This window comes from Leisingera sp. M527 (assembly GCF_025141525.1).
Lineage (GTDB): Bacteria > Pseudomonadota > Alphaproteobacteria > Rhodobacterales > Rhodobacteraceae > Leisingera.
In genome coordinates this window covers 1,209,361-1,221,870 of the sequence record NZ_CP081037.1, presented here as the reverse complement: position 1 = coordinate 1,221,870, position 12,510 = coordinate 1,209,361, and the positions used below count along the sequence as shown (strand labels likewise).

Annotated in this window: 14 protein-coding genes; 6 read left to right on the top strand and 8 right to left on the bottom strand. The window is 62.6% G+C overall.

Annotated features, from left to right (window positions below; translation table 11 throughout):
• Positions 1-167: 167 nt before the first annotated feature.
• From K3555_RS06085 to K3555_RS06070, 4 genes are all read right to left on the bottom strand, one after another.
• Complete coding sequence (locus tag K3555_RS06085) at positions 168-1,319, bottom strand: hypothetical protein (protein WP_260007772.1); 1,152 nt, start codon at positions 1,317-1,319, stop codon at positions 168-170.
• A gap of 75 nt (positions 1,320-1,394) precedes the next feature.
• Positions 1,395-2,819, bottom strand: coding sequence for a TolC family outer membrane protein (locus tag K3555_RS06080; RefSeq protein WP_260007771.1), 1,425 nt, complete (start codon positions 2,817-2,819; stop codon positions 1,395-1,397).
• A gap of 136 nt (positions 2,820-2,955) precedes the next feature.
• Positions 2,956-3,609: a protein-L-isoaspartate O-methyltransferase gene (locus K3555_RS06075; protein ID WP_259991063.1), complete on the bottom strand. Its 654-nt coding sequence runs from the start codon at positions 3,607-3,609 to the stop codon at positions 2,956-2,958.
• 235 nt (positions 3,610-3,844) lie between these two features.
• Positions 3,845-4,153, bottom strand: a complete 309-nt coding sequence (locus tag K3555_RS06070; protein ID WP_260007770.1) for a TraR/DksA C4-type zinc finger protein — start codon at positions 4,151-4,153, stop codon at positions 3,845-3,847.
• A gap of 234 nt (positions 4,154-4,387) precedes the next feature.
• Between K3555_RS06070 and K3555_RS06065 the strand changes: the two genes are divergently transcribed.
• Complete coding sequence (locus K3555_RS06065; protein WP_134830252.1) at positions 4,388-4,525, top strand: entericidin A/B family lipoprotein; 138 nt, start codon at positions 4,388-4,390, stop codon at positions 4,523-4,525.
• Positions 4,526-4,584: 59 nt separating this feature from the next.
• Here K3555_RS06065 and K3555_RS06060 read toward each other — a convergent pair whose 3' ends face one another.
• Together K3555_RS06060 and lepA are read right to left on the bottom strand one after the other, a co-directional pair.
• The gene (locus tag K3555_RS06060; RefSeq protein ID WP_259991058.1) at positions 4,585-4,842 is read right to left on the bottom strand and encodes a hypothetical protein; all 258 of its coding nucleotides are present in this window, start codon (positions 4,840-4,842) and stop codon (positions 4,585-4,587) included.
• Between the two features lie 461 nt (positions 4,843-5,303).
• Complete coding sequence (lepA, locus tag K3555_RS06055; protein ID WP_259991056.1) at positions 5,304-7,103, bottom strand: translation elongation factor 4; 1,800 nt, start codon at positions 7,101-7,103, stop codon at positions 5,304-5,306.
• 46 nt (positions 7,104-7,149) lie between these two features.
• Here lepA and K3555_RS06050 point away from each other — a divergent pair, with 46 nt between their 5' ends.
• From K3555_RS06050 to K3555_RS06035, 4 genes are all read left to right on the top strand, one after another.
• Complete coding sequence (locus tag K3555_RS06050; protein ID WP_260007769.1) at positions 7,150-8,697, top strand: hypothetical protein; 1,548 nt, start codon at positions 7,150-7,152, stop codon at positions 8,695-8,697.
• A 229-nt stretch (positions 8,698-8,926) separates the two neighbouring features.
• The gene (locus K3555_RS06045; protein ID WP_129370277.1) at positions 8,927-9,109 is read left to right on the top strand and encodes a hypothetical protein; all 183 of its coding nucleotides are present in this window, start codon (positions 8,927-8,929) and stop codon (positions 9,107-9,109) included.
• 167 nt (positions 9,110-9,276) lie between these two features.
• Positions 9,277-9,588, top strand: coding sequence for a hypothetical protein (locus K3555_RS06040; RefSeq protein WP_260007768.1), 312 nt, complete (start codon positions 9,277-9,279; stop codon positions 9,586-9,588).
• A 180-nt stretch (positions 9,589-9,768) separates the two neighbouring features.
• Entirely contained in the window at positions 9,769-10,734 is a 966-nt protein-coding gene (locus K3555_RS06035) for a LysR family transcriptional regulator (RefSeq protein WP_260007767.1), read from the top strand.
• Here K3555_RS06035 and K3555_RS06030 read toward each other — a convergent pair whose 3' ends face one another.
• Positions 10,735-11,172 carry a low molecular weight protein-tyrosine-phosphatase gene (locus K3555_RS06030; RefSeq protein WP_260007766.1) on the bottom strand — a complete coding sequence of 146 codons (438 nt, stop codon included), beginning with the start codon at positions 11,170-11,172 and terminating at the stop codon, positions 10,735-10,737.
• A 49-nt stretch (positions 11,173-11,221) separates the two neighbouring features.
• On the opposite strand from K3555_RS06030, the gene K3555_RS06025 reads away from it, so the two are divergent.
• Complete coding sequence (locus K3555_RS06025) at positions 11,222-11,920, top strand: NAD-dependent deacylase (RefSeq protein ID WP_260007765.1); 699 nt, start codon at positions 11,222-11,224, stop codon at positions 11,918-11,920.
• 101 nt (positions 11,921-12,021) lie between these two features.
• Here the strand turns inward: K3555_RS06025 and K3555_RS06020 are convergent, their stop codons facing one another.
• On the bottom strand, positions 12,022-12,498 hold the full coding sequence (locus K3555_RS06020; RefSeq protein WP_260007764.1) for a copper chaperone PCu(A)C: 477 nt from the start codon (positions 12,496-12,498) through the stop codon (positions 12,022-12,024).
• Between the last annotated feature and the right edge of the window lie 12 nt (positions 12,499-12,510).

The window sequence follows — 12,510 nt, the reverse complement described above, 5'->3', positions numbered from 1 at the left end:
GAGGGCTTTGCCAAAAGCCAGACGCCGGGCGGGAGCAATCCCCTCAATCAGGTGCAGGGCGGCACCCGGTGCGGCCTGCCCTAGGGTTGCTCAACAGCCGCCAATGAAAAAGGCGCAGCAGAGTGCGCCTTTCAGACCTTCATCCCTTCCGCGGGCAGCCGCCGGGTTTAGAGCAGATCATGCGCGGCAAGCGCGCGGTGGATTTCGCGGCGGACCAGTTTGCGCACATTGCGGGTGATGCGTTCGCCCAGCGGACCCTGCAGCTCCTCGCGCACGATACTGGCCACCAGATCGCGCAGGCTGTCCTCGTCCAGATAGCCGTCACCAGCCTCGGCCAGAGTTTCCAGCGCAGCCCCGGCCATAGCAGCTTCGGCCAGAGTTTCTGCTTTCGCGACTGCGCTGCCGTCGTTGACGCCAGGTCCCGGTAAAACTTCCGCTCCCGCGTCCCGGGGCGTATCAGCAGCGGCGGATGCACCGTCCTCGTCTTGCGGTGCGGCACTGCGGGCGGAAAGCGGTTCGTCACGCCATTCGATGGTGTCGGTTACGGTGCTGGCAAACGGAGCCTCCGTCTGGCTGTCCGGCTCCCATTGCTGCGGTTCCTGCGCCTGCCCGCGCGCACTGCGAGCCTCAAGCTCGGCAATTTTGCGCACAACTGACGCCGCACGGGCCCCGGCAGTTTCAATGACTTGACTGTCTTGCGGGGTCTGACTGTCTTCCGGGGCCTGGCTGTCCGCTGGAGTTTCGGCATCAAGATTGCCGGTGCTATCCGCCGGCTGCTCCGCATCTGCGGCGGCGGCAAACAGCGTGGCATTGGGATCTCCCCAGGGAGCATCTGTCACGGCACCCGGCGTGCCTTGCGGTTTCTGGTGTTCCGATCCTGCATCCGGGTCTGAATTCAGGTGATCCGCATCCAAGCGGTCTGCACCCAAGTATCCTGTGTCCAATTGGTCCCGATCAGGCTGGACGGCCTGCAAACCAGTGTCCTGCTCCGCCTCTGCCTTCCAGTCATCCAAGGGCGATGCGGTTTCAGCTACGCTGTTGCGGTGCCGGAAGGCTATCGGGGCTTCCGCTTCCAGATCCGGCGCGGTGTCCCCGGCCTGCTCCGGGTCCCCGGACACAACAGCCTCAGGTTCTGCCGTTGCCGGATCAGTTGCCGGGGGGCAGTCAGGACCGTCCTCCTGCACCCGCAGCGCGGGCGTCAGGACCAGCCGGGCTGCAGGTTCCGGGGCCGCAGGCCCGCTGCGGCTGTCATCACTCACCAAGCGGCGGATTGAGGACAATACATCTTCGATCTCAGCATGGGTAACTGGGTCGGACATTTTATAAACCACTCTTGCCTCTTGAAACAGAGTGTAGCGGCCTTCCCGTCACCGCACAACCGATAGGATGAATTGTCAGTTACGTCCCAAGGCCTTGAGCACCCGGTCCAGATCCTTGCCGCGCTTGCTGTATTGCGCAGGCGCGCCCTTGACCAGATTGTAGTAGAGCGTCGGGTCGTAAATCTCGACCGCCAGCCCCAGATGCTCGGCGGTGAGCAGCCCCTGCGCCTGCAACAGCTGATAAGCCGCGATTGCCTGGTCGGCGCGCGCATTCACTTCGCCTGTCTGAGCATCGAGATATTCTTGCTCAGCCTGCAGCACGTCCAGCGTCGTCCGTGCCCCAAGGGTGGCCTCTTCGCGGATGCCGTCAAAAGCAACCTTGGACGCGCGCACCCGTTCATTGGAGGACACCAGGGTCGCCCGCGCCGTTTCCACGTTGAAAAACGCCGAGCTGACATTCTGGCGCACCGCGCGCTGGGTATTGATCAGGGTGCCGCGTTCAGCGTCGGCACTGGCGATGGCCCGCCGCCGGGTCGCCGCGTTGCGGCCGCCGGCATAGAGATCTTGTGTCAGCGTCACCGAAGCCGAAGCATCCGAGTCGGTGCCGGTGCTGTCATTCAAGTCTTCGCTAAGGCCCGCAGTGGCCCTGAAGCTGACGCTTGGACCCAAGGCTTTCGTTGCGGCCCGGACCAGAATGTCGGCGGATTTGACCGAATGCTGCTGTGCCAGCAGGTCCGGCTGGTTGCGGCCCGCAATGGACTGCGCCCGGTCGATAGACACAGCCCGCGACGGCAGCCGGGGCTGGCCGGCAATCGCGCCCGGCGCGTGGCCGACAATTTGCAGATAGGTGGCGCGGGCCGTCAGCAGGTTTCCCTCGGCACCCGTCAGGTTGGCGCGGGCCGCGGCCACCTGGCTTTCAGCCAAGGCGACGTCGGTGCGGGTCACTTCGCCCACTTCAAACCGGTCTTGCGCCGCTTTCAATTCTTCCAGCAGCAGACGCAGGTTGTTGCGGCGCAGGGCGACATTTTCCTGCCCCTGCAGGACCCCCACATAGGCCTGGACAGCAGATATCAGCACCGATTGCTCAACACTCAGCAACTGCTGGCGTGTAGCGAGCACCAGTTCCTGGGCTGCCTGTTTGCGCAATCGTGTTTCGCCGCCGTCATACAACAGCTGGGTCAGCTGGATCTGGGTGCCGAGGTCGTTGTTGGTGAACTCGTTGAAGTTGCCGAACTGGTTGACGCTGCGGGAATAGGTATGGCTGGCGGTAAGTGTCCATTGGATCAGCGGGCGCAGCCGGGACACGGCAATGGCCACGTCCTCATCCGCAGCCCGCAGCAGCGCCCGGTTCTGTTCCAGCAGGCCGCTGGTCTTATAGGCGCCAATCATCGCGTCGGACAGGTTGTCCGCCGCGGCCTTCAGCGGCAGCAGCGCCGTGGCTGTCACGCCGCCGGCAAATACAAAAGCCTTAAACACACTCGCCGGAAATTTCATTCGCATCGGTTGCCTTATCTTTTGCCGCGCCGCCAGCCGCGGTGGTTTTTATCTGCACTCCGGGCGCTCCTTTGCACGGCGCCCGGCCTCTTGTTCAGTCTAACGGCAGCGGCCCTTGGGACGCAATGCCGCGCCCTGCGGGTCAGAGCGCGAATTCACGCGCCGCAGCAAACCCCGGAAGCACCGGGGCGCTGGCATTGAAGGCAAACCGCCAGGAAATCCGGGCGCCGCTTTTGTAGCCGATCTTCACCTCGCCAAGCGCGCCGGTCATCATCAGAGCCGCGATCCGGCCGCCGTCCTTGAGCTGGTCCAGCAAACCCGCAGGCAGCTCCTCGGCGCCGCCCTCAACCAGGATCACGTCATAGGGGCCGTGTTCTGCCGCGCCCCCGGCCAGCGGGCCGGTATGCACGATCGCATTGTCCGCGCCGGTTTCCGACAAAAGCTCCTGCGCGTCGGCGGCCATGTCCGCGTCTTCTTCGACGCCGATCACCATCTGCGCCACACGGGCTGCCACAGCCGTGGAGTAGCCCAGCCCGCAGGCCACATCGAGCACCAGTTCGTCATTCTGCAGATCCACCGCATCCAGCATCTTGGCCAGGGTGCGCGGTTCCATCAGCACCCGGGTGCCGCCCAGTTTCACGTTCTGATCCGCATAAGCCGCCTCGCGCTGCGAGTCCGGGACAAACTGTTCCCGCGGGACTTCCAGCATCGCCTCGATGATCGGGTATTTGGTGACATCCGACGGACGGATCTGGGTGTCCACCATCATGCGGCGGCGCTCAGTGAAATCTGGCATCTGCTAAACTCATTTGTTCAGTCGGTCAGGCAGGTTGTGACATATCCCGGCCGGCACGGCAACGGGGCCTTTTGCGCGAAGCCCTAAAGTAGTGCAGCGCTGCAGCAGGACAACGGCTGCGGTTCAGAACCGGTTTCAGCCAGCGGGGCGGCTGCCCCCTGGCTGATGCAGATCCCGGATCTGTCTTCGGAGTGTCACGCTGCAGCCGCACCCAGGTGCAGCCGCGCATGGGCTGTCAGAGCGCGCAGCTTTTGCAAAAGGGCGAGGCCGGGCGCAGGTCCAGCCAGTCATCGGCAATATTGTCACCGCAAATCCGGCAGTAGCCGTAAGACCCTTCGCGCAGGCGGGCCAAAGCGGCATCGATGCGGCGCAGCTCGTCCAGGCCGGCCTTGGCGGGGAACGCGATAGAGCCGGCATGGCCTGCCCCGGCTTGCCGGGCAGACCCCATCTGCATCGCGTCCGGTGCAAGACCGGCATTTGCCAGGGTGCCTGCCAGCTGCATCCGGCGCACCTCAAGCGTTTGTTTTCTGGTGGAAAAGTCCATAGTACATGCCCTCCAGCTCAAATTTCGCATAACTTGCCGCGGGATCAAAGCTACAGCCTTGATCCAGGTCAAGCTACTCGCGATTTTCGGGGGTTGCACTACCTTATAAGTTGCAATTTTTGGTAAACTGCGTTGCAGGCACCGCCCTGCCCCCGGCAATACCGCTGGCCTGCGCCGGAGCGGCTTGCTAGATATTCACGCAAAGAACCGGGCAGAGATAAGGAGCCTTAGACGATGATCAGGATTTTTGCGTGTGTGCTGATGCTGCTGGGGCTGGCCGCCTGCGAGACCACCAAGGGCGCGGGGCGCGACATCTCCAAAGCCGGCCAGGCGATCAGCGGCGCCGCGCAGGATGTTCAGGACGCGCTGTAAGCCCGTCGGATTTGAGACAGGACCGCCCGGCCCCAGGCCGGGCGTTTTTTATTGCGGGGCTATTCGATCCCCAGCAGCGCCTTGGCTTCGGCCAGAATGGCGACCGAGGCCGCATGATCGCCGCCGTCATGCAGGCTTTGCCCCTCGTCGCGCATGTCCTGAACATCGGCCAGGTCATCCTCGCTGAGGGCGGTTCCCGCCGCAATCGCCGCGTCGATCTTGGCGATATCCGCCGGGCACTGGCCGGAAAACGCCGGCGCCGCCAACAGGCACAGCGCCGCGGCCAGGGTGGTGAGTTTCACTGTTTTGGTGGTCATAGGGCCATCCTCCGAAAGTTTGGCTGATGGGAGGATAGCAGTATTGCGGCGGACTTTCAGCCGCGGGGGTGATGAGAGGGTGGAACCGGCGGAGGTTGGCGCATGGGGCTGGGCGGGTTTTGGCCGGGGCGGTCAAGCTGGTGCAGTCAGTACTGGCCGGCCGAATACCCGAATTCGGTAAGATTCGATCTGAACGCGGAGGGCAGCGCCCGGCCCTGGGTGAGTGCGAAGCGCCCTCCCCGTTTTGCCAGAGGCAAACCTGTGGTTTGACGGGAGGGTCGGGCGTTGCCCGGCCTTTCGGCTGGGCGGGGCTCTTGGGGGTCGTGGATACGAAAAACGGGGCCGTGGCCCCGTGTTGCTTTGTTTAGAAATGTAGCGTTGTCACCGCAGAACAGTCCGGGGCGGGCACGCAATAGGCTGCGCCAACCGCTTTCGCCCGCGCGCCTTGAAAATGGCCAGCTTCAGCTGTCCATTTTCAAGGCGGAAATAAACGCCTCTTGCGGGATGTCCACCTTGCCGAACTGGCGCATCTTCTTCTTGCCCGCTTTCTGCTTGTCCAACAGCTTGCGCTTACGCGTCGCGTCGCCGCCGTAGCATTTGGCGGTCACGTCCTTGCGCAGCGCCGACAGGGTCTCGCGCGCGATCACCTTGCCGCCGATGGCCGCCTGGATCGGGATCTTGAACATGTGGCGCGGGATCAGCTCTTTCAGCTTTTCGCACATCGCACGACCGCGCATCTCAGCCCGGTCGCGGTGCACCATCATCGACAGCGCGTCCACCGGCTCGTCGTTGACCAGCACCGACATCTTGACCAGCGCATCCTCGCGGTAGCCGGTCATCTGGTAGTCAAAAGAGGCATAGCCCTTGGTCACCGATTTCAGGCGGTCATAAAAGTCGAACACCACCTCGTTCAGCGGCAGGTCATAGACCACCATGGCGCGGGAGCCGGCGTAGGTCAGGTCCTCCTGAATGCCGCGGCGCTCCTGGCACAGTTTCAGAACGTCGCCCAGATAGTCGTCGGGCACCAGGATCGTCGCCTTGATGCGCGGCTCCTGGATGTGGTCGACCTTGGACATGTCGGGCATGTCGGCGGGGTTGTGCAGGTCGGTCTTCTCGCCGTCTTTCATGTAAACGTGGTAGATCACCGAGGGCGCGGTGGTGATCAGCTCGATATTGTATTCGCGTTCAATCCGGTCGCGGATCACTTCGAGGTGCAGCAGGCCCAGGAAGCCGCAGCGGAAACCGAAACCAAGTGCTGCGGAGGTTTCCATCTCAAAGCTGAAGGAGGCGTCGTTCAGGGCCAGCTTGTCGATGGCATCGCGCAGGTCTTCGAACTCGGCGCTGTCGACGGGGAACAAGCCGCAGAACACCACTGGCTGGGCCGGTTTGAAGCCCGGCAGCGCGACCTCGGTGCCGTTGCGGTCGTTGGTGATGGTATCGCCGACGCGGGTGTCGCGCACCTGTTTGATCGAGGCGGTGAGGAAGCCGATCTCGCCGGGGCCCAGAGACTCGATCATCTGCATCTCGGGGCGGAACACACCGATGCGGTCCACGTGGTGCAGGGTGTCGTTGGACATGAATTTGACCCGCATGCCCTTTTTCAGGGTGCCATCCATCACCCGCACCAGCACGATGACGCCAAGATAGGCGTCGTACCACGAATCCACCAGCATCGCCTTCAGCGGCGCGTCGCGGGTGCCTTTGGGGGCGGGCAAATGCTGCACGATGGCTTCCAGCGTTTCGCGGATGCCCTGGCCTGTTTTGGCCGAAACCCGGATGGCGCCCGAGGCGTCGATGCCGATCACATCCTCAATCTGTTCAGCGACGCGATCACAGTCAGAGGCCGGCAGGTCGATCTTGTTCAGCACCGGCACGATCTCGTGGTCGGCCTCCATCGCGTGATAGACATTGGCCAGGGTCTGCGCCTCGACCCCTTGGCTGCTGTCGACCACCAGCAGCGAGCCTTCGACCGCGCGCATGGAGCGGGAGACCTCATAGGCGAAATCGACGTGGCCGGGGGTGTCGATCAGGTTCAGCACATATGTCTCGCCGTCATCGGCCTTGTAGTCGATGCGGACGGTGTTGGCCTTGATGGTGATCCCGCGCTCGCGCTCGATATCCATCGAGTCGAGCAGCTGTTCCTTCATATCGCGGTCCTTCACCGTGCCGGTCTCTTGGATGAGCCGGTCAGCGAGGGTGGATTTGCCATGGTCGATGTGGGCGACGATGGAGAAATTGCGGATCTTTGAGAGCTCTGTCATGCAAGGGGATATGATTTGGAATCACGTATTGGTCAAGGTGGATTGAATGAACAAGCGTAGCGACGATGCGCATGGCCTCGTTCTGAATGGTCGCATTGGATACGCAGGCAATCTTGCCGTCATGTGCCGAGCCTGTTTGCGGCTTGCTCCCTCGTTAGGCAGCGAACTACGAACGTCTTCCAGCTTCACCGTTGATCCTCCTGAAGATATCGTACTCAGCGCATTCAGAGTATTGCAGACAGCCACAGTAGCCACGGTTTTTCCTGGCGGAGCATTGCTTGGACATTTATCGAGGGCTCGCTACCACGATAGCTTCTTTGATGATGCCTCTCACGGATTTCGCGACCACGGTAGTTCAGTTGTTGCCATCAGTGAGCTGGCTGAGGCCGTTCTAAGCGCAGGTAATGAAGGCAATGCAAAATCTCTTTTAAACGCCATAGGGGACACAACCTTCGGCGATACCGCCTTGGAGTGTGTATTACAGGATCAAGTGATACTGGGAAATTTGCTTCTGAAGCCCGGTTCATCAAACTCGCATATTAATACACTCTACAACTTGACGCTCTGGCAAGAAGACAGGTCTGCACCCTACCTTCTATTTTCAGATATATCTGATTTTATTGAAAATAACTCCAACCTTAACGAGCGCTGGTCTTATTGGCTGGATTGGTACTTTAGTTTTGCACAAGGCAAACCACTCGACTGGGAACTTCAACGCCGCGTTGCCTTGATCGACGACGACATCTGGAAATCAGGCCCTGAAGCCGTCGCCGCCGAAATCAAGCGTATCAAGGCAGAGATGCTCTCTGAAAAACTGCCGATGGCTGAGACCATCGAGCTGAACCCGGAGACCGGCAAGTTCCGCGCCACTCCAACCCCGGTCGAGAACGCGCCCTATATGTCCGCCCTGCTATCGCAGATCGAAGACGCCTTGGAGGATTGTCTGGGCGGCCACAACGGGCTGTCGGAACGCTCGGGCGATGTGCGCAAACTCACCCGGGTGCTGACAAAATACAGGGACGACCCGCAAAATGCGGAGTTGACCCTGACCCGGGTGGCGGGCAGCCTGCGCGGGCAGTTGCATGACAGCCGCGAGCTGCCGGATAATGAGGACAACCTTGCCCTGCTGAATGCGGTGGAGGAAGGTGTGCGCGGTATCCGCGCCAATCATCCGGAAGTCGCCGCAAACCGTGAACTGCTTGCCCAGCAGGCGTTCAAGGCACTCAACACCGAAGACAGGCAGGTGCTGGAAGAAGCATTGCCGGTACTGATGGCAATCAGCGAGCCGGAACTGGCCGGAGATTTCGAACAGGACATTCCTGAGCTGATCAACGACGCGCTGCTGCCGCTGCCCGGTGGCGCTCCGCCTTTGCCGGGCGCGGATGCCGCGACACGGGTTTTCAGCCGGGCCGCTCGAATGGCTCTGCTTTCTGATGCGGCGAAGGGCCTGACAAAGAAAGGCGCGAAGGCGTTCGACAGCGACCTGAGCAAATCGATCCGCCTGGCTGGCCTCGCGATTTCGGTTGTCGGCGGGGTTGGTGGCGTCTTGTATGCAGTGGTCCGAATCGGGCTGCGGGTTTTCGGCGTCCTCTGAATTAACCCTCGCGCCCGGCCGCAAGGCCAGGCCGCGCCTGACCTTCCCGTCAAACGGCAGGTTTACCTCCGGCAAAACGGGAAGGCGCGGGCACATCCCTCCCCTCCCCGCCCAAACGCCTCAAATTCTCCCTGCTCCCTGCGCGCGGCGGCAAAATGCGCTATACTCGCCTCATTCCGCGAAACGCGCGCCCCTCTGGCGGGAAACACAGCAAAGGAGGACGACCCGCATGGATGCAATCAAAGCGACCGAATATGCCCGCGCGCTCTATAGCGCGCATGGCGATAAGGCCGAGCTTGAGGCCGCGCAAAAGATGCGCAGCTGCGAAGCAGCCGGCAAAGACGATGAGGCGGCGGACTGGAAAGCCGTGCGCCAGGCGATCCGCGCAATGCGCGGACCAAACCAGACCTGAGACCGGCAGCCGCTGGAGTGCCGGGCAGCCGGCCCTCCAGCGACTGCTGAACACTGGCCTTCTCAACACCCTGTTTACCATGATTGAAACGCGCCTTGGCTTTTGGCATACTGCGGGCAATTCCGCGGGCATCAGATCCGCTTGCCAAAAAACGGGGCACGAGCCAGATGAAATTTTTCCTCACCGCCGCGCTTTGCGCCGGGTTTCTTGCAGCATTGGCGCCTTCAGAGGCCGAGGCCGGCGCGATTGAACGCGCCTGCCGCCAGTCGGACCGCACCGCCGCTTCGCCCGGCCTGTGCAACTGCATTCAGAAGGTGGCCAACCGCAGCCTGACACGGGCCGAGCGCAAGACCGTGTCGAAATGGTTTTCCGACCCGCACCAGGCCCAGGTGGTGCGCCAGTCCTCCAACCGCACGGACGAACGGCTGTGGCTGCGCTACAAGGCCTTTGGCGATCATGCGGCGCGCAACTGCGGCTGAGCCTGCCTTCGTCATTTCCCCAAGCCGCACGGCCAAGCAAAGGCACCCCACGGGTGCCTTTGCCCGTTTTGATACATCTGTGCTGCGGCATTTTCGCAAGGGGGAAAGGCTGCGCCTTTGCCCCCCTTGACCGGGCTGCTGCAACGCGGAACAAACGGCGTAAGGTATTGGAGCGATTGCATGTTGATCAAAGGTGTTACCCTGCGCGGGCTGGAAGTGTTCGAGGCGCTGGCCAAGACCGGATCGGTGGCGCAGGCGGCAGAGATGACCGGCCTCAGCCAGCCCGCCGTCAGCCAGCAGATGCGCAATTTGGAAAAGGCACTGGACAGCGAGCTGATCGACCATGGCCGCCGCCCGATGGTGCTGACCGCCGCCGGGCGCAGTTTCCTGGCCCGGACCGAGGCGGTCTTGTCGGAGCTGCGGCTGGCGCAAAGCGAGCTGACGGTGATGGATCTCAGCCACTTGCAAGCGCTGTCGATCGGTCTGATCGATGATTTCGACAATGACCTGACCCCGCGGCTGGCCACTATTCTAGCGGACAGCCTGACCCAGTGCCGGTTCAAGATGATCACCGCCTCCAGCCATGACATTGTGCAGGCAATTGAGGCCCGCGAGCTGCATATCGCCGTTGCCGCCACCGCCGGCGGGCTGCATGAGGGGCTGGTGGAATACCCGCTGGTGCGCGATCCCTTCATTCTGGTGGCGCCGCGCGGTGCATTGTCCGATGCGGCACAGGTGGCGGAGCAGCTGCAGGATTTGCCGTTCCTGCGCTACGCGCGCGAGCAGCTGATCTCGCAGCAGATCGAGGGGCTGCTGGTGCGCCAGAAGCTGGAGTTTGAGGACCGGTTCGAGGTCGGCTCGCATCTGGCGCTGATGGCGATGGTGGCGCGGCGGATCGGCTGGGCGGTCACCACGCCGCTGGGCTATATGCGGGCAGCACGTTTCCACGATCAGATCGATGCGTTCCCGCTGCCCTTTGGCGAGATGTCGCGGACGATCTCGCTGTTCACCGCTGCCGATTGGGCCGACCGGGTGCCGCGCGACGTCGCCGAGACCCTGCGCCGCCTGGTGCAGACCCAGATGATCGATCCGGCGGTGCAGCAGCTGCCGTTTCTGGCCGGCGGGTTCCGGGTGATAGGGGCATAACTACAGGGCCGCTTTCAGCCCTTTGGCGGCGGCCTCGATCAGATCCAGGCAACCATCGAAGTCGCGGGTGTAATAGGGATCAGGCACATGATCCGCGCCGGTTTCGGGTGCGTAAGCTGTGAAAAGGCGCACCGGGGTCTCATTGCCTGCCGGACGCAACGCCTCGATGTTGTCCAGATTGCTGGCGTCCATTGCGATAATCAGATCGAAGTCTGCGAAATCACCGCGGCGGAACTGCCGCGCCCGCAAGTCCGAGATATCCAGCCCCCGTGCCCGCGCTGCTGCCTGCATCGGGCCGTAAGGCGGCTCGCCTGCGTGATAGGACGCGGTGCCGGCGCTGTCGGTCTCAGCTCCAGGGCTGAGCGCGCGGAACACGCCCTCGGCGGCCGGAGAGCGGCAGATGTTTCCTAGGCAGACAAACAGAATACGGGTAGGCATGCGTCTAAGGCTCCTGTGAATAGGGTCAGTGATAGGAGGTTCCGCGGCGATGGGAAAGAGCGCGAAGATTGTCATTCTGACCGGCGCCGGGATTTCCGCCGAAAGCGGGCTGGGTACTTTCCGCGACGAAGGGGGCCTGTGGGCGCAGCACCGGATCGAAGATGTGGCAACCCCGAAAGGTTTTGCCCGCAACCCGGATCTGGTGCATAGCTTTTACAACGCCCGCCGCGCCCAGGCGGCTAGGGCCCGGCCCAATGCGGCGCATCAGGCGCTTGCAGGGCTGCAAAGGGACCATCCGGGCGAGGTGGTCATTATCACCCAGAACGTGGACACCCTGCACGAGGCCGGCGGCGCGGCGGAGGTGCTGCATATGCACGGCACGCTGGCGGGGGCGCTTTGCGCTGATTGCGGCCACCGCTGGCCTGCGCCGCTGCAGATGCACACAGGCACGCCCTGCCCCGCCTGCACGGCGCCTGCGGGCCGGCCCGACGTGGTCTGGTTCGGCGAGATCCCCCATTTCATGGAGGCGATCTATGCCCATCTGGCACAGGCAGATATCTTTGCCGCCATCGGCACCTCGGGCGAAGTCTACCCGGCTGTCACCTTTGTCGATGAGGCGCATCTGGCGGGTGCCCATACGGTTGAGCTGAACCTGGAGCCGTCCTCCGCCGCATCCCGCTTTGCCGAGCGTCGCTTTGGTCCGGCCAGCGAAACCGTTTCAGCCTGGGTCGCCGAGCAGCTCGGCTAGCCCCAAACGGCAAAAAGCCCGCCATCCGGCGGGCTTTGGGCGCGAAGGAGGGCTGCAGCGCAGCCTGACGCCGCGCCCGCCCTGCCTTATCCTGCCCGGGTTCAGTTGGAGTGGCCGCCGTGGCCTTCTGCCTTGCGCTCCAAATCCACAGGCACTTCGATTTCGACCTCGCCGGCGTTTTCGAACACCAGCGTGACTTTCACCACATCGCCGTGGTTCAGCGCCTGGTTCAGTCCCATGAACATGATGTGATCGCCGCCGCGCTTCAGCATATGGGTATCGCCCTCGGCAATGGCAAAGCCTTCTTCGACATGCATCATCTTCATGACACCGTCATCACCTTCCTTGTGGGTGTGCAGCTGCACCCTGGCGGCCACATCCGAGCGGACATCGATCAGCCGGTCATCAGCATGGGTCTGGTTCATGATCGCCATGAAAGCAGCACCGGCCTTGGCGGTGGGCGAGGACACCCGCGCGTATTGGTCATGGACCATGATCTTGTGGGCACCGTCTGCATAAGCGGACCCGGCCAAAGTGGCCGCTGCAGCGGCGGCAAGGAATACAGATTTCAGGGACATTTTATGCCTCCT